The following is a 25516-nucleotide window of genomic DNA, read 5'->3' on the forward strand; positions in this document are numbered from 1 at the left end:
TTCGTTTTATTTGATACCGGCATCTGCCATGCCTTGTACATAATTTCGTTGTGCAAAAATGAATAGAACTAAAACAGGTAGTGTTGCCAAAATCGTTCCTGCCATCAATGGACCATAATTTGTATTGTAGTTGTATTGGAAAGCTGCCAGTCCAACTTGGACCGTTTTCATCTCATCTGCATTCAAGACAATCATCGGCCACATAAAGGCATTCCAGCCTGCTTGAAAAGTCATAATACCTAGCGTTGTCAAAGCAGGTTTTGCTAGCGGAAAATAAACATTCCAGAAAATCTTGAACTCACTTGCACCATCGATTCGAGCACTTTCTCCGAGTTCTTTTGGTAATTGTTCGAAGAATTGTTTCATAAAGAAAATCGAGAACGCTCCTGCTGCTCCGGGAAGCAGGATTGCCCAATAGGAATTGATCAATCCTAACCCACCAGTACCAGTTAGATCATTCCCTCCAGCCAACGGGAATCCGCGAAGCACAATAAAGGTTGGAATCATTGTGACAATACTTGGAACCATCATTGAAGCTAGAAAAACGAGAAAGATTGGTTTCTTCCCTTTGAATTTCAGCTGACCAAAAGAATAACCAGCTAATGAACCAAAAAATAAATTTGTCGCTACACCCCCAAGTGCTAATATCAATGAATTTTTTAAATAGTTTAAGAAAGGCATCGTTTCAAAAACTTCTTTATAATGATCCCAAGTAAAGTGGCTTGGAATGATTTGCATCGATCCGCTGAGAATCTCGCTATCGGATTTAAAGGATGTCGACAAGGTCCAGATAAACGGCAGAACCGTTGTCAAACTGATCAGAATCACCAAGCAATACCAGATGAATGACTGCATATGTTTTGTTTTAGCCATCGTTTTTTCTCCTTTAGTTTGTTTCTGTATTGGTCAAACGCATATTCACCAGTGAAAAAATGAAAATGATCATGAACAAGATAAATGACAGCGCAGAAGCATACCCCATTTCTAGTCCACCAAATCCTTTATTATAAATATAGTAAACAAGGGTGATTGTGGAATTTCCAGGTCCGCCTTTTGTCAGCATATAGGCTTGGTCAAATACTTGGAAAGCGCCGATGATCAATTGTGTGCTAACTAAGAATGTTGTTTTGGATAATTGGGGCCAAGTGATACTCTTAAATTTTTGCCACGCATTTGCGCCTTCAATATCTGCTGCTTCATAAAGAGCAGGATTGATCCCTTGTAAACCCGCCAAGAAAATCATCATGTTTCCGCCAAAACTCATCCAGACACTCATAATGACGATTGCAGTCATCGCCCAATTGGAACTATACAGCCAAGCTGGACCATTGATTCCAATCAAACCAAGCAACTGATTGAGCAAACCATACTGTGGATTTAAGAGCCAATACCAAATGGTTGCTGTAGCCACCGATGAACATAAGACTGGCAAGTAAAAAAATGTTCGGAAAAGACTGGTGGTCTTCATTTTGCGATTCAGCAACATGGCGGCTGCTAGAGAGACGACTAATCCCAATGGCACATACAGTAAGGTGTAGACGATAGTGTTCTTTAATGAAATAAAGAAAAATTCATCTTGAAAGATACGCGTGAAATTCTTTAAACCGATCCAATTGGGGCTTTCAATGATCGTATAATCGGTAAAACTATAGAAAAGTGCCATCACTATCGGGATAATTGCAAAAACAACTAGTAGAAGAACAGGAACCAGAATAAATACATAGGCAATGTTTTGCTGTTCATTGATCCCTCTCTTTTTCTTTCCTAACTCCATTTATTAACCCCCTTATTAAATATAATATAAAACTATTTAATATATTAAATATCTTTACAAGCGAATTATATAGAATTAAAAAGGATATGTCAACGGTTTCATAAAAAGTTTTTTTGATTAAACTGCTTGCTTTATTAATATAATATATTTAATATATACATAAATAGTTCTTTTATTTTTTGAGAAATGGAGGCGCATGCATGAGTAAACCTTTGTACCAAACGATTTATGAAGATTTGAAACATCAAATCGAAACAGGCACGGTCGCAATCAATGACACACTGCCTACTGAAAAAGAATTATCAACTACCTATAGTGTTAGTACGATCACGGTCAAAAAAGCACTGGATCTGTTAAAAGAGGATGGCTACATTGTCAGAAAGCCTCGAAAAGGTTCTGTCGTTGTCACAAATAAGAAGGCAGACATTGTTCCGAACAAACTCATTTTCGGATTGATCATCACCAACTTTACAGACTTTTTTGGCGCTCAAATACTGCGAACAGTTCTAGAAACAAATGCTGAAGAAATCAATTTCATCGTCAAGATCAGTTATGGTGATCCTGATCGCGAAAATGAGTTGATCCAAGAATTGATTGAAATGGGCATTCAGGGTTTGATCCTACTGCCGACATCATCAGAATATACCTCGCCAAAAATCTTAGAATTGATTTCTAAAAATTTCCCGATCGTTGTAATTGATCGTCTGATGGCAAATTTGCCGATCTGCAGTGTGCAAACGGATAGCTTTGCTGCTGCAAAAGAATTGACAAATTATCTCTTTGCCAAACACCATGACAAGATTGGCTTGATTACTTCCGATAGCAGTGTTTCAACGATTGATGAACGAGTCAATGGTTTTCTCTCTGCGCATGTGGATGCCAACCGGGCTGTCAGCCAAAAGCAGATCTTGTCGAGGATCGACTCTGTGGTCCCCAGTTCTTCTCGCAAGATCGAAGATGATGTGGCACTTATCGTAGCCTTTCTTCAAAAGAACCCAGAGATCACAGCTCTTTTTACCACAGAATACAATATTGCTTTACTTGCCAAGAGTGCGATCGAACAATTGGGAAAGCAAGTCCCACATGACTTTTCAGTTGTTTGCTTTGACCATCCTACCGTCAACATTTTTGACTTGAATGCTTTTATTTTCACTCATATCGAGCAAGACCAAACAGCCATCGGCAAGCATGCCATTGATCTTTTACTGACAAAAATTGCTCATCCTGATACGATTGAAAAGATCAACCTCGGCTATCGGTTGATTGAAGGAGATTCCGTTATTTCTAGATGATCGTCTGATCCTCTATCGAAGCAGTACATTAGCGATCCAACTACAAATAGACAAAAAAACACACCTCCGTTCTGACTCGCTGAACGAGTCAGAACAGAGGTGTGTTTATTGGGATAGCTGTCATTCTTTAAACTAGACAGTCCTCCTTTTAGTTATTCTCGATGACTGCGACTTCTTTTCTTGTAGGCATCCCCGTTTGGGCACCTAATTTTTGAACAGAAAGTCCTGCACCAAGATTCGCTAAAACGACCGCTTCTTTAAACGGCACCCCATCACTTAATGCAGCCGCTAAGATACCATTGAAGGTATCTCCTGCACCGGTAGTATCAACGACGGTCACTTTCTTTGATGCCACGGTCACGATTTTACCGGAATCAACGAAACTTACCCCTTGACTGCCTCGTGTCACTACCAATTTGGTAGCGTGCGTTTGCTGCCAAGCTAGAATCGTTGCTTCGATTTCAGGTTCAGGGATCAATTCTTTACCGATCAATGCGGCAAATTCCGTCTCATTTGGCGTTAAGATATCGACATAAGGCAGTAATTCCCCTACGATATCATGATAAGGTGCGGGATTCAGTAGTGTTGTCACGCCATTTTCCTTTGCGAGCTGTAACGCATACCGAAGCGTATCTACCGGAATCTCAATTTGTACCAGCAAAACATCGCTTTCTATGATTTTATCAGCTATTTGATCTACATATTCACGATCTACCAGTCCATTGGCACCGGAGATTACAGTGATGCAATTATCTTGCGGTAATTTAAAAATACTTGCGATACCAGTAAAGATATTTTTTTCTTGTGCAACTGACTGAACATCCAGTTGCTCTTCACTTAAGTGTCGATAGACTTTTTCCCCAAACGTATCTTGTCCAATTTTTCCTAAGAATGTCGTTGCTCCGCCAAAACGGGCGGCTGCAACTGCTTGGTTGGCCCCTTTCCCGCCGACAAAATAATCAATTTGATCTCCTATGATCGTTTCGCCAATTTTTGGCATTCGCCCAGTCGTGATAACAATATCCATATTCACACTGCCCAAAACTGCTATTTTACCCACTAAATCACCTATTTCTTTTGTATATATAGAACGGGCCAAACGCTTCGCGACCCGTAACAGAAGTTGTCTCTATCAAAGAAAAACCGGTTTTCTCAAATAAGTGCTGCATCGGCTTATTCGTATGGTTGGTCAGAGAATAAATGGCATCCCCTGCTTTACAAAAGTCTCTTAGACAAGTTTTCACCCAAGCCGAGCCCAACCCATTCCCCATTTCTGATGCTTTTGTCACGAGCCTTTGGATACATTTTGTATGTTCATTATACCCATGACTCTCTTCGTGCGCCAAAAATTCTGGACTAAGGGTTCCTGCACTAACGATTTCTCCTGATTCATTTTTATGAATCAGTAATTGTTTTTTACAGATATCTGTTTTGACGATCTCCTTATCAGGGTATCTGCTTGTCCATTGGCAGATCCCCTGTGTCTCCATATTTTTTTTTGCATCAACAAACAACTGCCAAATTTCATCCAGTTCTTCATGGCATGCATATATTAACTTATCCATCAAATCAATAAGGCAGTAACAACAGCGACAAGACAACTACTAGGATAATTCCTATGATCGTAGGAACACTGGTCCGTTTCAGCAAACGAACCGGACTCACACCAATCGATGACGAAACGATCATGACAACTGCTGCAACTGGTGAAATCGTCCGCGCTAAGTTAGCAATCATTTGCATTGGCAGCGCAATCAAGATACCATCAATACCGGCTTTTTGGGCAATATTGGGAATCAGCTCGATCACAGCATAGAACATGGCTAATCCACCACCACTCAAAATACCAAATAACGCTGTCGCGCCACTGAAAATCAATGTGGTTAGAACACCGGCAGATTGAGAGTTTTCAACCGCACTCATCAAAGAATCGATCACGCCTAGACTTTGAATCGCTGTGGTGAATAAGGAACCCCCGACTACTAACATAACGACTTGGCTGAAACCTTGTCCCATTCCTTTGAACAATTCGACTGCACTTTCTTGGGCAATCTTAAATGATTTCTTACGGAACCCTTCAATGATCAATGCTACGAAGAATGAGATCATTGTCAAAACAAAAATGTCCATCGTCACATTTTCTCTAAAAATACCAATAATTCCAACGATAATGATCAAGACTAAAGGTAATAATGGCAAAATGGCATAAAATGTCGGGACAACTTTTTCATCCGCCGCACTTTCAACTTCTTTCATCTCGACAAACGCTTCTGAACCTTCCTTTTTATCGCAATACGTTTGCCAGAAGTAGTGGACAACAGCTAAAATAAGTAAGGTTGGGATCGAGACCTTCGCATGATACAGCACATAAGTCAGAATGTTGTAATCCAACGTTTGTGCAGCAATCACATTGTCTGCTCCTAATGGTGTTGGCATGATCGTTGCGGTCATTGCAATGACCCCTGCTGCTGTCATTGATGAAATTCCAATACCTTGTAAGAGCGGATACAAAATAGCCATTAAAATAATTGCTAAACTAGAGGCACTTGGAACAACTAGAGACATTAAATTTCCTAACAGGAAAACAATCGGTATAAACAACGCTTTGGATTTGATTTTGGTCATTGGCTTGACTAAGATATTGACCGCTTTTTGATTGGCACCAATCAAATTCATATAGCCGGAATAGCCAAATAAAATCATGATCACTAATCCTGCTGAGCTAACTTGTGAGATGATCGTGTCTTTCAGTTTCAGAAAAATATCAAAGAAAGCCAGACCAGTTCCTTCTCCTTCAGGATAGAGAGGATTTCCCAATGCCACCGACGCACCTAATAAGACAATCGCACCGATAATCAAAATAAGCGCTGGATTATAACTCTTAATAATAAAATAACCAACGATACCTAAAACAACTAATACTAAAATTGCTTCAATCATTTTTTCCCCTCCTATTTACACTGACTGATTGCATGTAAAAACCATTCCTTGAATTTATTCTCATCGACATCGACACAGACACGGCAATTCTTTTCTTTGCCAAGTTTATTGTTCAGATCGATGATCGTAGCGCCAGAAGTATACTCCCCTTTTGTTTCTACTGCGACAAAGGTTTCTTTGATCTCAAACATTTCCGGACAAAGAACGTAAGCTAAAGCACAGCTGTCGTACATTTTTAATCCGGTACCAAAACTTCCACCTCGATATTTCTTGAAAAGGTGGTACATCATATCTCCAGTTTGATTCATGTCTTTGATTTTTTCGCTGTCTTCAGGATAAACCAGTGCTTTCAACCCGACATCTAATGGTGCGACTGTTAGCGAAAGACCGCTTTCAAAAACGATTTTGGCTGCTTCCGGATCAATCGCGATATTGAACTCTGACAAAATACCAAAGTTTCCTCTGCCTAGCGCACCACCCATTAAAACCAATTCTTCAATTCTTTCTTTGACTTCAGGATGCGTTTTAAGAAGAAGTGCAATATTAGTCAGTGGTCCGATTGCGATAATCGTCATCTTTTCTGCAGAAGCCATCAATGTGCGATGCATGGCTTCAACGGCACTCTCTTCCAATAAACAACTGCGATTTGGTGTTGGAAACTCGTACCCTGCCATTCCTGTTACACCATGAACATCGCTGGCATCTTTTACTTCACGAAGCAAAGGTCCAGCTGCGCCTTGGGCCACAGGAATTTTCAAGTTCCAAAAAGTCAGCAACTTCAACATATTTTCCGTCACATAATTGATCCCTACGTTTCCAGCAACTGTCGTGATTAATTTCACGTCTAACTGATCACTGAACAAGCCAATTCCTAATGCTACTGCATCGTCAATTCCCGGATCCGTATCAATAATTACTGCTTTGTTCATAAGTAAACCCCTTTCGTTTTTGATAAAACGTTTTATCAATTGGCTAAAAATAAAAACGTTTGATAAAACGTTTTATCATTTGTTCTCCCAAAGAATACCACTTATGTAAAGCGCTGTCAATAACGAATACAAAAAAGCTTTCCATAAATTTGCGCTGAATTCTAACCTAGACAATCGTTGTGTTGATCAGTTAAACAGCTACCTCCTGATATAAACACAACGATTACCTTTTTCATTCTATCTTTGATTCCAACCGTTTGCCAACGCTTTTTTTTCGTACGATTTTTGGCGTCAATTGAAGATAACGCGGCGCTTGTTCTTTCATCGCTGATAATAAAGAGGTAACTGCTTTTTCTCCCAGAACTGTCACATCTTGTTCGACAGAAGTAAGTGGTACTTCTAATAAATCATTTAAAATCAAATTATCATAGCCAACGATGGACATTTGTTCTGGAATATTGATTCCTAACTCCTTGGCTCTTTTCATGATCCCTAAAGCAATCAAATCATTTCCCGCCACGATACCGGTGATTGCTTGATTGTTCAAAAGCTGGTCTGCTTTGTCATAAGCATCTTCAAACTGAAATTTTGTGACCACCCGCCAGCTTTCTTGCTGGGGCAGCTGCGCTTCTTTCAGAGCATCCAGATATCCTTGGTAGCGATAAATACAGTTGATATTTTTATCGGGGTTCATCATAATACCAATGTTTTGATGGCCATTATTGATCAATTCCATGGTCGCAAGATAGCCGCCTTGTCGATTATTATAAAACACTTGTCCAACCGGAAAATTATCCAACCCTCGATCAACCAGCACCAATGGCACAGAAATACTGCTTAAAAACTCTTTCAACTCTTCTTCGTAAGTATAAGATTCACTCGAAAGGGCTAGTAACAGTCCATCCACATTACGATCGATCAATAATTGAATCAATTCTTTCTCTGCCGCAAAGTGATCATCTGAATTGACTAAAATCAAAAGGTAACCAATTTTTCGCAACTGGTCTTCCAGTACTTTTGCTAATTGTGCAAAGAAAGGATTATTGATGTCTGGTATGACCAATCCGATCGTATTTGTTTTGTTTAGCACTAAACTTTTTGCCGCAATATTAGGCGAATAATTATTTTCCTTCGCTAATTGTTTGATCAAGCGTTTTTTCTTTTCCGAGATGCGAATCGGTTTGTCATTTAAGACTTGTGAGACAGCAGCGATCGAGACGCCTACTTCTTCAGCGATATCTTTCAAGCGGATCTTCACTCTTCTTCTCCTCGCTTTCCTGTTTTATTCTACGCCAGTCCTTAAGGTTCGTCTTTTATTCTACGCCAGTCCTTAAGGTTCGTCCTTTCTCTATTCTATCATAGCTCTGTTTATGTAAGACATTCAGAGTCAAACGATTGGCTATTTTTTCTGACATGAGTATTTGGAATTCGCCTACGTAAAGAGCGCCTATTGCGTTTTTAAAATACAGCACCCATGAAACATAACAATGACCGGACGTTCTTTTGGGTTTCGAGAAGTCCGGTCCTGTTCTTTTACACGTTTCCTTAGTTTAATCATACTTAGCGTGAGTGATCTTGGTTCTAACTAAATATTAAATCGAACCCAATCGGCAAAAAGCTCGGGCCAACGAACCACCGATTCTTCAATGGCGTGTTCGCCACCACTGGCCGTTTCTTTGGTTCCGAGACTTAGACCATGCCCACCTCTAGGAAAAATGTGTAATTCATAAGGAATGTCAAACTTACGCAGTTGTTTTGCAAACAAGAGACTGTTTTCTGCCGGTACCAGACCATCTTCTAATGTGTGCCATAAAAATGTTGGTGGTGTGTTGCGACTTACTTGCTTTTCAAGGGAAAGCTGCGCCTTTTGTTCTTCATAACGGTTTCCTAAAAGAGCACGGAAAGACCCTTCATGAGCAAATTCACCGCTTGAAAGAACCGGATAACTTAGCAACAACCCATTTGGGCGCCATTCGTGATTGGCTCCTGACAATGTTTCTGTTAAAAAGTCTTCTTGCCAAAATACGCCCAAACTTGCTGCTAAATGCCCACCAGCCGAAAAGCCTGCGACAATGATTTTCTCCGGATCAACGTGCCACTGTGAATGATTTTGGCGAATCAATTGAACGCTCGCAGCAAGCTCTTGCAATGCTAATGGGTACACATGGGGCTTGATACTATAGTGGAGAACAAATGCCTGAAACCCAAAACTCATCATCTTGATTGCTATGGGTTCAGCCTCACGGTCTGATAAAAACTCATAGCCTCCGCCAGGACAAATAATGATTGCCGGTCGCAACCGATCCTGCTCCATCTCTTCAGAGTTGTCAATCACATAGGTAGTAAGCGTTGCTTCACTTTTAGAAAACGGTTGGATCACTTCATGGATCATAGTAATTGCCTCATTTCATGATAATTTTGCTAACAACTGGTTCTTTGATTTGTAGATGAGTATACTAGATTTTTAGACCAGCTGTAGTTACTTGTCAAGTCAAGGAACGATCGATGGCGAATTTCTCTTGGTTTTTTCAAAGGGGTTGCCGACAATTTGAGAATAGGTATCCCAGATCGAAAGTCCTTTGCCCCTTCATTCCAGGCTCCTTCAATCTGGTACTCGGCAGCAATCGCCCCATGAAAATCCCGAGGAAAAAGAATCCCATTTGCTGTAAGACCTGTTCATAATCCTTCCCAGCAATCACAATAAAACGATTACATATGATCGTATCATATTTTCAATCATACATAACAGATTTTTGTTTTTTTCATAAAAAAAACTGTGGCATAAGTTGAACAAATAATTACCCGATCAGAAGGGTCGCCTCCTGACGAAAATGGTCGATTTGCCTCAAAAAGCCATAACTTGCTGACTTCTCTGGTAGCAATTAGGTAGTTATCTGTTTCGGCTTATGTCACAGCCTATTTCATTAAATCAAGTAATCATTCAAACGAGATTTCACGTATTCAATGTGGCTAGATTCCAGCTCCACTTGATCATGTGCCAATGCGTAATCCGTTAAGCTTTCAAGATCCTCCTGATCTGCCACGATCTTTGCGCCGATCCCTACGTTAAATGAGGCATAGCGTTTTTCCTTCAATTCATCTAAGAAACGATCTTCTTTGATTTTTGCTGCGGCTTTCAATGCTCGTGCATAGGTATCCATCCCAGCAATATGTGCCAATAGCAAGTCTTCCATTTCAAAAGATGAACGACGGACTTTGGAGTCAAAATTGATCCCGCCTGGTGCGATACCGCCATTTTCCAATACTTCGTATAATGCCAGCGTTGAGTCAAAAACATTCGTTGGAAATTCATCGGTGTCCCATCCTAGAAGCATATCTCCTTGGTTAGCATCTAAAGATCCTAATGCATTATAGCTACGAGCAACAGCAATTTCATGTTCAAACGTGTGCCCAGCTAAAGTTGCATGATTGGCTTCAAGATTCAACTTGAAGTCGCCTTCTAAGCCATAATGTTGGATAAAGGCCATCGTCGTTGCGGCATCAAAGTCATATTGATGTTTCGACGGTTCTTTTGGTTTAGGTTCTAATAGAAATTGCGGTTTGTGACCAATTTTTTCTCCATAAGCAATTGCCATTTTAAATAGGCGGGCAATATTGTCTTGTTCGAATTTCATATCTGTGTTCAATAACGTTTCGTACCCTTCACGACCACCCCAAAAGACGTAGTTTTCGCCGCCTAGTTTTTTAGAGATATCTAACCCTTTTTTGACTTGGGCAGCTGCATAGGCATAGACTTCTGCATTGTTCGTTGAAGCAGCACCGTTGTTAAATCGTGGGTGAGAAAACATATTGGCTGTGTTCCATAACAATTTGATGCCTGTTTGATCCATCTTTTCTTTGATCAGGTCTGTGATCACATCTAAATTTTGGAAGAACTCCTCTAAAGTTTCACCAGCAGGTGCTACATCAACATCATGGAAACAGAAGAATTCAGCGCCTAGCTTCTCGCAAATTTCAAAGAATGCTTCTACTCGATTTTTCGCGGTTTCCATTTCCGTTTCACCGAACCAAGTGCGCTGATTGACCGGTGCTCCGAAAGGATCTGAACCATCTTGTGTCATAGTATGCCAGTAGGCAATCGCAAACCGTAAATGGTCTTTCATTTTCTTGCCTAGGACTACTTCTTCTGCATCATAATGCCGAAAAGCAAACATATTGGCCGTTTCTGGACCTTCATACTTGATTTTATCAATCGTTGGAAAATAATTCATTTTGGTTCCTCCATTTTTAGTTTTTTAACATAACAAACTAACTTACTTCTAAAATAAGTTACATGAAACCTTTAGTAGTGGCGATTCTTTCGTTGATTACTCTGACTGCAATGCTGCCAATTCGCGACAAAGAGGTGCTGTTTGTTGATACACTTTATGATAAACAGAATAGATCCGTTGATACTCCGTTACATTTTCTGCGATTGGCTGGATTACTGACCCATACTTTACAAAAGCCTTCACACAAGCCGCTTCGTCAGGATAAAGTCCGCTTCCGATTGCCGCTAACATCGCGGCCCCCATGCCGGGACCTTGCTCTGTGGATAATGTTGTGATCTCTGCAGCAAAAATATCCGCCTGCATCTGAAGCCACTCTTTGTTTTTCGCACCCCCACCAACAGAAACGATTTTGCTAAATTTCCGTTTTGCTTCTTCTTCCATGATCAGTTGAGAGTCTTTCAGAGAAAAAGTGATGCCTTCCAAGACCGCTCGGCTGAAATGCCGACGTCGGTGATGGGTATCGATCCCTATGAAGCTTCCTCTGACAGTGCTGTCCGTATAAGGAGTTCGTTCACCAACAATATAAGGGGTGAACAGCAGGCCATCTGCTCCGGGAGAAACCTCCCCAATATCTGCTAGCAATTCGGAGAAGTCTACTCCTTCTGCGAATGTATCTCGGTACCAACTTAGTGAGTTACCGGCAGCTAGTGTGACACCCATCGAGTATTGTTTTTTTGCCACTGCATGATTGAAAACATGCAATTTCCCTTGGTAATCAACCTTCTGCGCTTCAAAAGATAAGAATACACCGCTAGTACCGATCGATACCATCCCAATGCCTTCGTCAATAATCCCAGATCCTAGCGCGGCACATGCGTTATCGGCGCCGCCAGCAAAGATTTTGACTTCTTTTTCAAAGCCAAATTCTGTTTGTAAATCAGGGACCAGTGTCCCGACTTCAGCTGCTGATTCAAAAAGTGTCGGTAAGATTTCTTCTGGAATAGCAAACTTGTTGAGGATTTCTGCAGACCAACAGCTCTTCTCACTGTCCAGTAGTAATGTCCCAGCTGCATCCGAATAATCCATTGAATAGGTACCTGATAGCCACAATGCTAAGAAATCTTTCGGCAGCATCAAGTGCTGGACCTTCTGCCAGTTCTCAGGCTCATGTTCTTGAACCCAACAAATTTTAGGTAATGTGAATCCTTCTAGTGCAATGTTCTTTGTGATTGAAAGAATCTCTGGCATCTCTTCCATGATTCGCTGACATTGCTTCGTCGTCCGAACATCGTTCCACAAAATTGCTGGTCGAATGACCTTGTTTTGTTCGTCTAGCAAGACTAAACTGTGCATTTGTCCTGAAAAGCTGATGCCGATCAATTCTTTGCGCAACTCAGGCACTTTATCGATCAACGCTTTAATGACTGCATGAGCCGCTTGACGCCAATGATTAGGATCTTGCTCACTGAATCCAGGTCGGGGGGACGACAATGGATAGTCTGCACTAGCAGTGTCAATCAGATTCCCTGAGTGATCAAAAACCAATCCTTTCAAAGAACTCGTTCCTAGATCCAGTCCTAGTAAATAAGCCATATTCTTCTCCTTTGCTACTGATGAAATTCTTATTTGTTATGGTTTACAAAATATTGCTTTTAGGTTAATTTGCTTAAAAAACTAACTAATTGGATAGTAAACGACCCATCCATTTTTGTCAAGCGCTTTCAACAGTTATTTGAGACTTTTTTAAGCACCTAACTGAGGAATATCTCCTTTTACAGATAAACTTGCACTTTATTAATTTGCACGGTAAACTAACATTACTATAGACGAAGAAGGAGATACTATGATTATTAACAAAATGGGCATCCGAGAGCAGAATGAAGCTGCCGTCCTGAAAACCATCATTGATAACGAACATATTTCTAGAGCTGAAGTTTCCAACTTAACGAATCTTAACAAAGCCTCTGTTTCGCAAATAATGAAAAAATTGATTGAAACCGATTTTGTCAAAGAAGTAGGAATTGGTGATTCCACATCGATTGGCGGACGCAAACCTATCCAGCTTCAGTTCAATCATCAAAGCAGCTTAGCGATTACGTTTGATATTGGTTATAATTATGTCAATGGCATGCTATCTTATATCAATGGTCAACGAATAGCCATTTTGGAAAAACAAGATATCTTGATTACAAAAGACAACGTATTCACCACGATTGATTCGATAATGGCTGAATTTACCCCCAAGATGCCTCCTACTACCCATGGATTGGTTGGTATTTGTTTAGCGATCCACGGTATCGTTAATCAGGAGAACATCACTTTTACGCCCTATTATGATCTGGAACACATTGATTTGGTCTCTCCTCTTAGTCAGAAATACCATACCGCAGTCTATATCGAAAATGAAGCAAATTTGACTGCATTAGGAGAGTATTGCTTTTCGTCTGATTCAACTAATCTGCTCAGTGTCAGTATTCATAGCGGCATCGGTGTCGGCATCATTGTAAATGGACGTTTACAGACAGGAACTCACGGAACAGCTGGAGAAGTGGGTCATTCTACATTGTTCCCTCATGGAAACCTTTGTCCTTGTGGAAATCGCGGGTGTTTAGAGCAATACGCTTCTAATAAAGTTTTATTCGATACCTACAGTCACTATACAAAAAAAGAGCTTGTCAATTCAGATATTTTTGCAAAGGCTATTCGTTCTGGCGAGAAATCAGCGCTTGAACTAGCACAACAAAATGTCGAATTTTTGAGTATCGGCTTAAATAATGTCATTACATTTTTCGATCCTGAAGAGGTTTATATCAACAGCTCTGTCTATCGCAAAATCCCTCAATTGACCAAAGACCTGCAACAAAAATTAACCAGTCAGTTCACTCAGAATACGAAAATCAAAAACAGTCGTTTGGGCGAACAGGCACCTCTGTTCGGTGGTAATGTTCTGATTGCCAAGAACTTCTTAAACATTGAAGATCTGCGCTTTCCAACGATTGATTTCCTTTAATCCATAAAAATTTTTTTCTGATACAGAAAATCCACTCATTCATTTAGCCACCGTATAACTTCAATAAGTGGCAACACAACAAATGGACTGGGACATAAGTTTGGGTAGCTGACTGTCGCTGCGCTGCAGGAGTACTCTGTGCTCCTGCACAATTTCATACGTGTTCTCCTGTCAGATACTTTGGTTCTCATTCTTTATTTGTCCTTATATCATACAGTGCCAGCAAGACAATATTGAAAACCCCTCATCAATCCCTTCTCCCGGCGGCTTATCCTTTTATGTCTCCTGCAGTGATCCCGCCAACGATATATTTCGACTGCAATCATTTACTCCTATTCAAAATCAAAAGGTCTCTTCCCCTTCTAAAAAAGGAATAGACCTATAAAGTCAGAATTGCTTGAATTTTCCCCATTGCTTTTGATCATTACTCATCTTGGTTCTTTAGTTTTGTCTTTTTTAGTCTTGCCCTTATTGGAAGGCTTGATTTTCCTTCTGATACAAAAAGACCGAATAGCGTTAACGTCACGCCTAGTAGTTTCACTAAACTGATCCCTTCTCCTAGGATAAGAAAAGAAGCAAATAATGTCGTCACAGGAACCAAATAAATATAGAGGCCAGCCATAACAGCACCTAGCTGTTCGACGGTGTAATTCCATAGAACGAAGCACAACGCGGAAGCCCCCAGTCCAAGAAACAGCAGATAAAGCAGATTGTCCGTTTGAAGCAATTTATCTAACGAAAGGGAACTTTTCGTCAAAAAGAACAGCGGCATAATAAATAGAATGCCATATAGGAAGATCATTTTCGTCGTGTCGATCACGGAATGTCCCCAACTAGCGATCTTTTTGACCAACAGTGAATAGACCATCCACATCAGGGCGGCTGCTATAGCTAAAAAGTCGCCAAAGGGATGAAACGAAAGATTCCCTGCAAAGCTGATCAGAAAAATACCACAAAAAGAAAGCAAAAAACCAATAAAGAATGTTCCCTTTAATTTCGTTCGATAAATGAGAGCAGAGGCTAAGCCAATGAAGAGTGGAGAAATGGAAACAATCACCGCAACATTCGATGTACTTGTATAACTTAAAGCTATGTTCTCTAAAAAGAAATAAAAACAAACGCCAGATATTCCTGCTGCCATCAAATAAAGATGTTGACGAAAGTGATAGTGTATCCTGCTAAATTTGGATAACACACTCAACGCCACTAGTCCGATGATAAATCGTAAAAATAATATCGCCGTGGGTGAAAAATCAATCAGCAGCAGTTTTGTGGCAATAAAAGTCGTTGACCAGAAGAAAACCGTGATCAAGGCAGTGACATGGGGATTCTTAAATAAATGATTCATTCTGTACTCCTTAAATACATTTTTTGATATTGTTTTGGTGTCAGCCCAATAAAGCTTTTGAATACATTGGAGAAATGACTTTGATCGGAGAAATTCGTCATCAACGCCACTTCTGATAAGGACTGCTGTTTTGCCAGTAATTTCTTTGCTTCATCGATTCGGATCGATAACAGATACCGATAAGGTGTCATGCCATAGTTTTTTGTAAATTGATGAATGAAAGAACTTTTTTTCAAATTCGTCAACGCAACGAGATTCTCTAAACGAATGTCTTCTGTATAATTTTTTTGTAAATGATGGCAAACATTTTCTAACAGGACATTTTCAACGGGTTCATTCTGATAACCTTCTGCTGTATAGGCAAGTAAGTTTTCAATAAGCAAATACATCAATTCCTCTCGATATAGAGGTGATTTCTTTGAAAGAATCGCTTGGTACAATTCTTCGACTAGTTCTCCTGTGCTATTGTTTCGCAGGATGACTTGACTAAAATAAGGCAGATCCTTTTTGCCGGTAATTTCTTTTACCACTTGTGTCATTGCTTGCTTGGAAATGTTGAGGGCGTGGTAGGTAATTTCTTGGTTCTCCAGACTTTGGCAGCTATGAGGCTGATAGGGATTGAATAAATTCAGATCGCCTTTTTCGAGGATTTGTGTCTCTCCGCAATACAGCTTTCTTCTTCCTGCTAACAAAATACCCACTACATAATAATCATGAAAATGGAGGGGAAAGCTCTTTTGATACTTTTCTAACGCATAAGCCTCAATGCCAACTATTTCATCATAGTGAACCTTTTTCATACTGTTCCTCCTTTTCTATCTATTTTAGCATTGAACCTTTCGATTTCTTGTAAAATATTCCATGCTTTTCTCGGAATCATCCTACATTTAACCTTTCCAGACCCTATTTATGAACCAACGAAAAAGCAGATAAAAGAAAGATCGCCTTTCCTCTATCTGCTTTAATTGTTTGATTCGCTCTTCTAGTTTGGATTTACCAGACATTTTATCGGCGCACGCTCACGGAAAAATCATCCCTCAAAGCCATTATTGTCAGAGACTTGCTTGAACCAATATCCTGATTTCTTGATACTCCGTTTGCGGTCATTGTCTAAATCAACAGAAATAAAGCCATATCGATTTTTGTAAGCATTGGTCCATGACCAGTTGTCCATGCAGGTCCACATGTGGTAGCCTAGGCAATTTGCCCCTTCTTGAATTGCTTGATGAACATATTTCAAATGCTCTGAGACAAATTCAATCCGATAGTCATCATGAATCATCCCATCTTCACCTAAGAAACGACGTTCATTTTCAACCCCCATGCCATTTTCGGAGATAAAGCACGGCAGGTTGCCATAGTTATCCCGCAGGTTGATCAGGATATCGTAAATGCCTTTTTCATAGATTTCCCAACCACGATAAGGATTCATTTTTTTGCCTGGCATATCATACACATCAAAATAATTTTCTGGCATTGGCTCTGCTGCAGGATCGACAGGCGTTTCTTTCGCTTTGATTCGCCGTGGCTGATAATAGTTGACCCCCAACAAATCGACAGTATTATTTTTGATGATGTCGAGATCGCTCGCTTGCATCTCAGGTACCATGTCTAATTCTTTCACGATTTTCACCAGTTCTTCTGGGAAAATTCCTTTGACCGCAGGATCAAGAAATGAACGATTGAAAAAAGCATCCGCGATTTCTGCTGCTCGAACATCTTCGGGATTATTACTGTCTCTTGGATAACTTGGAGTTAGATTCAGTATGATGCCGATTTGACCAGTTTGCCCACTTTCATGGTAAGCCTTGATCGCCAAAGCGGAAGCCAATGCTTCATTAAATCCGACTTGAATGGCATGTTTCATGTTACTTTCTTCTGGATAATGCAATTGATACAAATAGCCCGCCTCAACAGGAACGATCGGTTCATTATGAGTAAACCATTTTTTGACTTTATCCCCAAACAAGTCGAAACATGTCTTGGCATATCTGGCATATGCCTCCACAGTCTCTCGCTGGAGCCAGCCGCCTTTTTCTTGTAATGCCATTGGCATATCAAAGTGATACAGATTGACAAATGGTTCGATCCCATTGTTGATCAATTCATCAAAATAATCATTATAAAAAGAAACAGCTTTAGGATTGACTGCCCCCGTTCCATCAGGAATCAAACGGCTCCATTGAATCGAAGTCCGAAAAGAGTTATGGCCGGTTTCAACCATCAATTGGACATCCTCTTTGTAGTTGAGATAGACTTCCGATGCTTTGTCTGGACCTACTTGATCAAAAAATTTTTCCGGTTCTTTGGCATACCAGTAATCAAAAATATTCTCGCCTTTGCCGTCCCCGGCTACCCGACCTTCTGTCTGTGGGCCGCTTGCTGCGGAACCCCACCAAAAATTTTCTGGAAATTGAACCTTCATGTTTCTGCTCCCTTCGGTAATCCTAGTAATTGATTTTCCATTAAGACAACTTGTTTTTCAGTGGCCGCTTTTCCCATTTTGATTCGTTCTAAGACAAGTTCTGCGGCTTTCTCCCCCATTTTTTCTGCTGGCGGATTCACAGTTATTTGCGGCAACAAACTCTGTTCTGCTTCAGAAAGATAATCATAGTGACCAAAGGCGATATCTTTTCCAACAATCAGTCCCTTTTGATTGAAACATTCCAAAGCCCCCACTGACATGTTGTAGTTACTGACAAAAATTGCAGTCGCTCCCCATGCGACTAATTCTTCAGTTCCCCGATAACCGCTTTGTCTTGTGTAGTCCCCCACCACGATTTTCATTTCTGCTTCATTGTTTGCCATAGCAGCTTGCGCACCAAACAGTCGTTCTCTCGCAGTGTGATCCGACTGTGGGGCGGAAAGATAACCGATTTTTTTATGTCCAGCTGCTAAATAATGGTTGATGACGTCAAAAACACTTTGACGGTCGTTCAATAAGAGAACATCGGCGATTCCTTGTGTTTCAGGATGATTCAAAAAGACAATGGGTATCTGAATGTCCTGCCATTTCGACAAATCAAACTTTTTTTCATCAGAAAAGAAAACAATCAATCCGTCGACAGCATGCTGCAATAAATAATCGAGTTTGTCATGGTCCTCTTTGCTATTCGTAAAACCACTCAGCAAAATACTATAGCCATTTTCTTCCGCGACTTTCTCGATACCAGAAACAACTTCCGAGCCAAAACGACTGGAGATGCGATTCATCAATAAGCCAAATGAATAGCTACGATTGTTCTTTAAACCCTTCGCAATAATATTCTCTTTGTAGTCAAGCGACTCAATAGCAGCAGCAATCTTTTCTCTATTCAATTGTTTCAGCTGATGTCCATTCAAATATCGGGAAACAGTCCCTACAGAAACACCTGCTAATTGCGCAACATCTCGAATCGAAGCCATGTTTCTCACCTTTCTCTGATGCCATTTTTCACGATCCATTTTCTAATGATTATGAATCGCTGGATTCATTGATTTGCTTTTGGTAACGAGTGTTGATCCCCTTCACGATCTAATAAAAATCATCAGCTTGTTAAAAAATTGAACCGGTTCAATTTTAAACTATAGCACGTTTTTCCAAAATTGCAATCTTTTTTGGATACGTATTCATTTTCCCTTTACATATAATTACGCTAAAAATGTAAAAGATGAATGGCTGCTAATACGCTTCAAGAGCTGAATAGAACCATTCATCTAGATTAAACCAAACAATGTCCCGCTTATCCAAGTAATTGATTGGCTAGTAAAAAGTCTTTGACTTCGGTTAAATCAGTAAAACGCCGAACACCTTGAAAGAGCGCCTCTTTGTCGATGATTGGTTGTTTGCTCAATGGGTATCTTCCTTTTCTTGTCGGTAAGTCTGTCAAATCATCTTCGACCATAAACGCTGAGATGCCCGCTTTTTCAGCAGCAGCTATCCCGGCAAACGAGTCTTCTAAGACTAAGGCATCTTTTGGGAGAACCTTTGCCTGACGACAAGCCGTCAAAAAAATTTCCGGATCGGGCTTTCCTTGCTTGACTTGATCGCCAGCTACGATGATATCAAAGATAGACGGCATCTTTTCTAGCTCAAAATAGGTGGCGATTTTTTCTCGGGAAGAAGAGGAGGCTAATGCGATTTGGCAGGTGTGCTGCTTCAGCTCCTTTAGTAAATCGAGCAAACCTGGCTTTTTGTAGACTCTTTTTTCTTCGGCTAAAATGGCTTCTTTGTATCGGTTCATCGAATCCCGCCATTGGTCGACAGGGACATCGCCGTACAACTCTTTCATTCCTTGACGAATCTCGGCTTCTCTTTTCCCGGTCAAATAATAATAGACATCGTGGATCAATTCAAAATCGTGTTCTTCAGCAGATTTTAGATAGGCACGGTAGGCAAGTCGTCCTGTTTCGAACATTAAGCCATCCATGTCAAAAATTACTAGTTGGATTGTGTTCATTCGCTTTCTCCTACTTTATTTTAAAAAAGAGCCATGCGTCTAGCATTAGATCGCACCGCTCTTCGTTTTGATACTCAGGTCGATTCAAGGATTGCTTTTAAGGATGCTAAATGTGCATCCCCTTGCTCATAATCTCTGACCAGCTCTTCTGAAAGGATGAAAGAACCCCCAACTGCGATTACTTGCGGATGAGCAAGGTAGTCTTGGCAATTGTCCTTAGAGATTCCGCCAGTTGGCAAAAATCGAACATCATAGAAGGGACCGCTTAACGCTTTGATTGCTTGTAACCCGCCATAAATATCTGCTGGAAAAAATTTCACAGTTTTGATCCCAAACGATACGGCTTTCTGAATATCATTTGGTGTCGCTGTTCCTGGAAAAATCGGAATCTGATTCTTTAGACAGTGATCGATAACTTCTGGAACAATAGCTGGAGAGACAATAAACTGGGCCCCCTTTGCTACCGCTTGTTGGGCTTCTTCAAATGTTCTCACCGTGCCGGCTCCCACGAGCAACTTCCCTGAGCGTGCTAAGTGTTCGATTGCTTTTAACGCCAGTTCGCTGCGGAAAGTCACTTCAATCAAACGAATATCATGTTTAATCAATAATTCTTCTAGTGGATCTAGCAACGACATGTCTGTGGCGGTATAAAGCGGTAAAACTTTCGTAGCCGCTAAATGTTCGGTCAATGATTCGACGTTTGCCATTCTATTCCCCCGCTTTCTGATCAATTTCTGCAGACATTTGCGATTTGACAACCGCTTCATGCAGTCCTTGCAAGTAACTAACCCCCAAAGCTCGATCATACAGACCATATCCTGGCATTGCTACTTCCCCCCAGATCGTTCGCCCATGATCTGGACGAATCACTCCAGTAAATCCTACATCCACCAAGGCTTTCATAATGGCATACATATCTAGTGAACCTTCTGTAGACAAGTGTGCAGACTCTTTGAATTTGCGGTCTCCCATAAAGAGAACGTTTCGGAAATGTACAAAATTAATTCGGTCGCCAACCTCATGGATGATCGACACTAGTTCATTTTTCGGATCGGCGCCTAACGAACCAGTGCATAGCGTCAATCCATTATAAGGAGAGTCAACAATAGACAATATTTTTTTCAAGTCAGACAAGTTTTTGGTGATTCGCGGCAAGCCGAAGATCTCCCAAGGCGGATCATCCGGATGGATGGCCATTTTAACATTCATTTCTTCGCAAACAGGAATAATTCGTTTCAGAAAATAAGCCAAGTTATCGAAAAGAACCTCTTCTGTCACTCCGTCATAAGTCTTCATCAGCTGATTGAATTTCTTTAACCGTTCTTCTTCCCAACCAGGCAGCTTGAATCCTTTTGATTGGCTGTGGATCAATGTGTACATTTCGCTAGGTTCCATCCCATCAACCACTGCTTGGTCATACAGCAATGAGAAACTGCCATCCTCATTTTCATAAAAAAGATTGGTTTTTGCCCAACCAAAAATCGGCTTAAAACTATAACAAATCAGATGTATGCCACAAGCAGAAAGATTTTTGATCGTCTGAATGTAATGATCGATGTAGTGATCCCGTTCTTCTGTTCCTGCCTTGATCGCGTCATGGATCGCCACACTTTCGATTCCTAGTAATGTCAGTTCTTCTTTTTCGATTGATTGTTTTAATTCCTCAATTTCGGCAATTTCCCAAATATCTCCTGGCAGTTTGTTTAACAAGGTGCCGATGACCCCATTGATGCCAGGTATTTGACGGACATTTTGCAAAGGAATCGAGTCTCCTTCGCCATACCATCTAAAGCCCCATTTCATAGTCAACATCCTTTCTTAAAAATCATCATCGTCATCCTCATCGCCAGCAGCTGGCGTCTCATTCGAGATATGCCAAAAAGCAACACTATCTTCTCCTTGATCGATCACTGCTTGTGCCGCTGATGCAATTGGTGTTTGCAGTAATTGATGATTGATTGCTTCTAATACCATCGGCAAGTTGGTACCGCCAATAACGTAAACTTCTTCTTGCAGCTCTTTTTCTAACTGATTGATCGTCAAAACTGACTGGTTGTAAGGGCTAGCGCTCAGTAAGTCTACTAAGATCAGCACCCCTTCTTGTTGATTGACTTGATGTACCGCGGTACTGATTTTTTCTCCCAGTGCTTGAACATCATCTCCTTGATACAAATTGACTGTCGCTATATTTTCGACTGCTCCCATGATGACTGTTGCCGCATCTTTCAGTCCATCGCTTAATGTGCCATGAGTAGCAAGTACGATTCCCAACATTGTCATTCCTCCTTTGTCTCCCTGCATGGATTTCCATGCAAAACGTTTACTGTAACAAGGCAATCGTCTTGTTTACATTTTCCATATTGATGTCTTTTTGCCTTAATAATTGTTTAGGCAGATAATATCCCTCTGTTGATTCCTTATTTCCGCTGATCACATAATTGATTGTTGCATGGATTCCTTCTTCTTGAAGGATTCCGAGCCGTGCTAATTGTTTGCGATCAAACTCTGTTCCTACTACATGTAGAGGTGCTTTGGCACCAACAGAATCCAGATAATAAATCGTAGCCTTGCGTTTGGCTGAGTCTCGCAAAACTTCTAATCCTCGTTCGCCATAGCTTCCTTCATCCAAGAACGCAAACGCAGTGTTTTGTCGTTCATTTTCACTGATTAAAGCCAATAATGCCAAAACCGAAGAAGTATTTCTCGTTAAGTTTTTCTGGAAGACCGCCCCTTTTACCACTTTTCCCAATAAAAGAAAGTACGAACCAAATGCCAGAACTAAGAAAAATGTTTGCCAAGAAAAAAGTACAAAACCGTCAGCAGCGAATTGACTATAGAACCATGTCGCTACTGCGCCGATCCCAATCGTTATGAATGAGCTGACAAGAATAAAATTCATTGTTTGACGACCTTGCGCCTTTCGATCAAAAAAATGATAAGCGCCAAAATGTTGCGGCGGTGTATCATAATACGTACAAATGATTCGATCTGCTTGAGCAATATCTCCGATGTAAACATTTCTCGAAGCTGCTTTATGTTTCAAATCATATTCGATTACGCGAATATCTTTTCTTATTTGTGAGATATCTGTCACTAAAGCATTTAGGAATCTTTTTTTGCTGCGGTCACTTAAGCGAGAACGATAAATATAGCGGTAACGAAACAGCCAATCATTGAAACGGTCTTTCTGCATCTTTTTCATCTCCCATTTTTCGAAGGATCCAGCACGTTTTCAACAGCCTTTGAGCTAGCAACCATCAAATGACCGTTGCTTTTTTGTTATTGATGGAACTAGCTCAGTTGCTGTATTTGGCAGTTATAATTCGAATTGTTTCAAGACCTCTTTTAAAGAGGATTTAGGAGCAGAAGGTGTTGCTTGGAAATAGATGTTTTCGACTCCATAGTGTTCATTCATTTCCTTTAATCTTGCGGCATCTGCTTTATTCAAGTAGACGGATTTTGTAACTAACAGATCTTTTTCTGGATCTTTCTGTGCGATCCCGCCAATGTTCAACTCTTTCATTGGCACACCATGGGTGACCAGATCATAAATCACACTGATGGTTTTTGCGATCAGGATGCAGTTGTACTCTTTAAACGCATATTCATCCCAATAAAATTTTGCTTTTTCTGGTGTCACGACAATCGTTTTTTGTCCTGTGCGACTGCCGGCATTTTTGTATAGATCTCGCATGAATTTATCCTTAGCAACCACTTCATCAACGACGAAGATAGAGTTGACCCCGCTTTTTTGAGACAACGTCATCATGACTTGCCCATGAATCAACCGTTCATCCACACGTGCTAAATTTACTACACCCATTGTTTTCCACTTCCTTTTCTATAAAATCCCTACGCCGGCTAGAATGATCAAGATCAAAGTCAGCCAGAGCAGTGCTTGCGTAACTTTTAAGCCTTTTTTCGTATAGAACCAATAAACACCCATTACAACAGCCAATGGCAAGATACCTGGAACAATCTGGTCAAGAATATCTTGAATGATAAATTCTCGTCCTGAAATATCAAATTTCAGCGAAGAAGAAACATTGACATAGTTTCCAGCTAAGACCCCCATCATAAACAACCCGAGAACAGACAACGTTTCGATTGCTGTCTGAACACCGGTGCTTTGCATCAATCCGGTCGCGTTTCGTCCCATTGCAAAAGCTTGTCGAGCAAAAAATACACCTAAAAATGCTTGGTATAAAGCGAAACAGACAAATGGGAACAATGCACCTAGCGGACTTCCCTGCTGGGCCCATGGGACAGCGATCGCAATAAAGATATACTGTACTGTTCCAGAATCGATCGCATCACCGATCCCTGCTAAAGCACCCATCAACCCTGCTTTTGTGTTATACATCAAATCATCTTGCATCAGAACTTCTTTGTTTTCATGTTCTTCTTCTGCCCGCTGCTGTTCCATAGAAGACATCAGGCCTGTGATCACGCCGCCCCCCCAGCTCAATTGCGTGTTGAAAAAGAGCAGTTGCCGCTTATAGGCAGCCTTGAGGGCGTCTTCGTTCTTATATAATTTTCGTAAAATCGGCATCATTGCGTATAAAAGTGACGGTGCCAGATAGCGTTCAAATGAATGAGGGATCTCGTTGGCAAAGTGCCAGCGAAGATATGCTTTCGTGACATCTTTTTTTGTGATCTCCTCTGGAGCGATCTGTGTTGCTTTCACTGATTCTGTCATTTTTTCCTTCCTCCTTGTTTCTTAGAATCCATCATCGTAATCGTCCTCATCAAAGGACGCATTGGACGTATTCGTTTCAGCAGCTGGAGCTAATTTTCCTTTTTGTGATTGTACAAAGATCAATGCGATCAGAACACCAAAGATTGCGTAAGTAACCATAGTGATTTCCAATGATTTCAGTACGACACTCATAAAATAGGCAAGGAAAAAGAAAACCATGTAATCTTTCCGACCAATGACATAAACAGTCGTTGCAATCCCGATCGCTGCCAAGCCACCACCTACTACCTCCAGAATATGGATGACGACCGTCCCTTCAAGGGCATTGATGACATCGGCGATCAGTGGTGCACCCAGATAAAGCGCGATGAAAACAAGCGGTACAAATAAAATAAATGAGGCCAACGTTGGATACAAAATGATCGAACGAGTAATTGCTTTTGTATTCATGTCTTCCACTGCTTTATCCGTATACTTCCCTAAAAATGTATTGATAAAGAACCGGAACTGATACAAATAACTGCCTAAAAGTCCCACTGGGACAGCAACTGCGATCGCCGCTTCGGGCTTCAGATTACCTAATAATGCTACCGGTACAGCAATAGCCGCAGCAATCGATGGTTCAGCTGGCATTGAGCCGCCGGGAGAGAATACCCCCATATAAATCATCTGTAGTGCAGCAGTAACGATCATCGCTTGCGCTACATCCCCCATCACGATCCCAACAACCAACCCAGTCATCAATGGCGAGAAACGAAGGGTTAGTGTTGCCCCACCACCAAGCCATCTAGACATGACTGCCGCAACCCATAAAGCAATCAGTAAACTCTGTGTAATACTTAAAGTTTCCATT

General features: G+C 40.8%; 24 protein-coding genes. 2 read left to right on the forward strand and 22 right to left on the reverse strand.

Annotation, left to right across the window (positions count from 1 at the left end; translation table 11 throughout):
• Positions 1–6 precede the first annotated feature (6 nt).
• Positions 7–873 carry a carbohydrate ABC transporter permease gene (locus HED61_RS14880; RefSeq protein ID WP_003125605.1) on the reverse strand — a complete coding sequence of 289 codons (867 nt, stop codon included), beginning with the start codon at positions 871–873 and terminating at the stop codon, positions 7–9.
• Positions 874–886: 13 nt separating this feature from the next.
• Positions 887–1774, reverse strand: coding sequence for a carbohydrate ABC transporter permease (locus tag HED61_RS14885; RefSeq protein ID WP_103300226.1), 888 nt, complete (start codon positions 1772–1774; stop codon positions 887–889).
• Between the two features lie 200 nt (positions 1775–1974).
• Between HED61_RS14885 and HED61_RS14890 the strand changes: the two genes are divergently transcribed.
• Entirely contained in the window at positions 1975–3066 is a 1092-nt protein-coding gene (locus HED61_RS14890; protein ID WP_103300225.1) for a GntR family transcriptional regulator, read from the forward strand.
• Positions 3067–3214: 148 nt separating this feature from the next.
• On the opposite strand, the gene rbsK is transcribed toward HED61_RS14890, so the two are convergent.
• The 8 genes from rbsK to xylB form a co-directional block, all read right to left on the reverse strand.
• A complete protein-coding gene (rbsK, locus tag HED61_RS14895; RefSeq protein WP_219645144.1) occupies positions 3215–4126 on the reverse strand; it encodes a ribokinase in 912 nt (303 codons plus the stop codon).
• A gap of 4 nt (positions 4127–4130) precedes the next feature.
• A complete protein-coding gene (locus HED61_RS14900; protein ID WP_219645143.1) occupies positions 4131–4631 on the reverse strand; it encodes a GNAT family N-acetyltransferase in 501 nt (166 codons plus the stop codon).
• 4 nt (positions 4632–4635) lie between these two features.
• Positions 4636–6006 carry a C4-dicarboxylate transporter DcuC gene (dcuC, locus tag HED61_RS14905; protein ID WP_003125600.1) on the reverse strand — a complete coding sequence of 457 codons (1371 nt, stop codon included), beginning with the start codon at positions 6004–6006 and terminating at the stop codon, positions 4636–4638.
• An 11-nt stretch (positions 6007–6017) separates the two neighbouring features.
• Positions 6018–6935 (reverse strand): ribonucleoside hydrolase RihC, encoded by a 918-nt coding sequence (gene rihC / locus HED61_RS14910; RefSeq protein WP_219645142.1) that lies wholly within the window; start codon positions 6933–6935, stop codon positions 6018–6020.
• A gap of 232 nt (positions 6936–7167) precedes the next feature.
• Positions 7168–8193, reverse strand: a complete 1026-nt coding sequence (locus HED61_RS14915; RefSeq protein ID WP_081131946.1) for a LacI family DNA-binding transcriptional regulator — start codon at positions 8191–8193, stop codon at positions 7168–7170.
• Positions 8194–8520: 327 nt separating this feature from the next.
• Positions 8521–9327: an alpha/beta hydrolase gene (locus HED61_RS14920; protein WP_219645141.1), complete on the reverse strand. Its 807-nt coding sequence runs from the start codon at positions 9325–9327 to the stop codon at positions 8521–8523.
• A 532-nt stretch (positions 9328–9859) separates the two neighbouring features.
• Positions 9860–11167 carry a xylose isomerase gene (xylA, locus tag HED61_RS14925; RefSeq protein WP_003125594.1) on the reverse strand — a complete coding sequence of 436 codons (1308 nt, stop codon included), beginning with the start codon at positions 11165–11167 and terminating at the stop codon, positions 9860–9862.
• 96 nt (positions 11168–11263) lie between these two features.
• Positions 11264–12760: a xylulokinase gene (xylB, locus tag HED61_RS14930; RefSeq protein WP_219645140.1), complete on the reverse strand. Its 1497-nt coding sequence runs from the start codon at positions 12758–12760 to the stop codon at positions 11264–11266.
• Between the two features lie 250 nt (positions 12761–13010).
• Here xylB and HED61_RS14935 point away from each other — a divergent pair, with 250 nt between their 5' ends.
• Positions 13011–14177 (forward strand): ROK family transcriptional regulator, encoded by a 1167-nt coding sequence (locus HED61_RS14935; RefSeq protein WP_003125592.1) that lies wholly within the window; start codon positions 13011–13013, stop codon positions 14175–14177.
• Between the two features lie 424 nt (positions 14178–14601).
• Here HED61_RS14935 and HED61_RS14940 read toward each other — a convergent pair whose 3' ends face one another.
• The 12 genes from HED61_RS14940 to HED61_RS14995 form a co-directional block, all read right to left on the reverse strand.
• On the reverse strand, positions 14602–15525 hold the full coding sequence (locus HED61_RS14940) for a DMT family transporter (RefSeq protein WP_003125591.1): 924 nt from the start codon (positions 15523–15525) through the stop codon (positions 14602–14604).
• On the reverse strand, positions 15522–16325 hold the full coding sequence (locus tag HED61_RS14945; protein ID WP_003125590.1) for an AraC family transcriptional regulator: 804 nt from the start codon (positions 16323–16325) through the stop codon (positions 15522–15524). Before HED61_RS14945 ends, HED61_RS14940 begins: the two co-directional genes overlap by 4 nt.
• A 230-nt stretch (positions 16326–16555) precedes the next feature.
• Complete coding sequence (locus tag HED61_RS14950) at positions 16556–17950, reverse strand: glycoside hydrolase family 1 protein (RefSeq protein ID WP_195971570.1); 1395 nt, start codon at positions 17948–17950, stop codon at positions 16556–16558.
• Positions 17947–18930, reverse strand: a complete 984-nt coding sequence (locus HED61_RS14955; RefSeq protein WP_005470526.1) for a LacI family DNA-binding transcriptional regulator — start codon at positions 18928–18930, stop codon at positions 17947–17949. The genes HED61_RS14950 and HED61_RS14955 overlap by 4 nt, the downstream gene beginning before the upstream one ends.
• A 317-nt stretch (positions 18931–19247) precedes the next feature.
• Positions 19248–19964, reverse strand: coding sequence for an HAD family hydrolase (locus tag HED61_RS14960; RefSeq protein ID WP_081131951.1), 717 nt, complete (start codon positions 19962–19964; stop codon positions 19248–19250).
• A gap of 74 nt (positions 19965–20038) precedes the next feature.
• Positions 20039–20671: a bifunctional 4-hydroxy-2-oxoglutarate aldolase/2-dehydro-3-deoxy-phosphogluconate aldolase gene (locus HED61_RS14965; RefSeq protein WP_156231867.1), complete on the reverse strand. Its 633-nt coding sequence runs from the start codon at positions 20669–20671 to the stop codon at positions 20039–20041.
• 1 nt (position 20672) lies between these two features.
• Positions 20673–21767 carry a mannonate dehydratase gene (gene uxuA, locus HED61_RS14970; RefSeq protein ID WP_219645139.1) on the reverse strand — a complete coding sequence of 365 codons (1095 nt, stop codon included), beginning with the start codon at positions 21765–21767 and terminating at the stop codon, positions 20673–20675.
• Between the two features lie 15 nt (positions 21768–21782).
• The gene (locus tag HED61_RS14975; protein WP_003125583.1) at positions 21783–22238 is read right to left on the reverse strand and encodes a PTS sugar transporter subunit IIA; all 456 of its coding nucleotides are present in this window, start codon (positions 22236–22238) and stop codon (positions 21783–21785) included.
• A 46-nt stretch (positions 22239–22284) separates the two neighbouring features.
• Entirely contained in the window at positions 22285–23157 is an 873-nt protein-coding gene (locus HED61_RS14980) for a hypothetical protein (RefSeq protein WP_165483323.1), read from the reverse strand.
• A gap of 123 nt (positions 23158–23280) precedes the next feature.
• Positions 23281–23787 carry a PTS system mannose/fructose/N-acetylgalactosamine-transporter subunit IIB gene (locus tag HED61_RS14985; protein WP_138371155.1) on the reverse strand — a complete coding sequence of 169 codons (507 nt, stop codon included), beginning with the start codon at positions 23785–23787 and terminating at the stop codon, positions 23281–23283.
• Positions 23788–23805: 18 nt separating this feature from the next.
• The gene (locus HED61_RS14990; RefSeq protein WP_003125580.1) at positions 23806–24663 is read right to left on the reverse strand and encodes a PTS system mannose/fructose/sorbose family transporter subunit IID; all 858 of its coding nucleotides are present in this window, start codon (positions 24661–24663) and stop codon (positions 23806–23808) included.
• A 21-nt stretch (positions 24664–24684) separates the two neighbouring features.
• A complete protein-coding gene (locus tag HED61_RS14995; protein ID WP_003125578.1) occupies positions 24685–25515 on the reverse strand; it encodes a PTS mannose/fructose/sorbose/N-acetylgalactosamine transporter subunit IIC in 831 nt (276 codons plus the stop codon).
• Position 25516: the final 1 nt, after the last annotated feature.

The organism is Enterococcus gallinarum (genome assembly GCF_021496385.1).
GTDB classification, from domain to species: Bacteria; Bacillota; Bacilli; order Lactobacillales; family Enterococcaceae; genus Enterococcus_D; species Enterococcus_D gallinarum.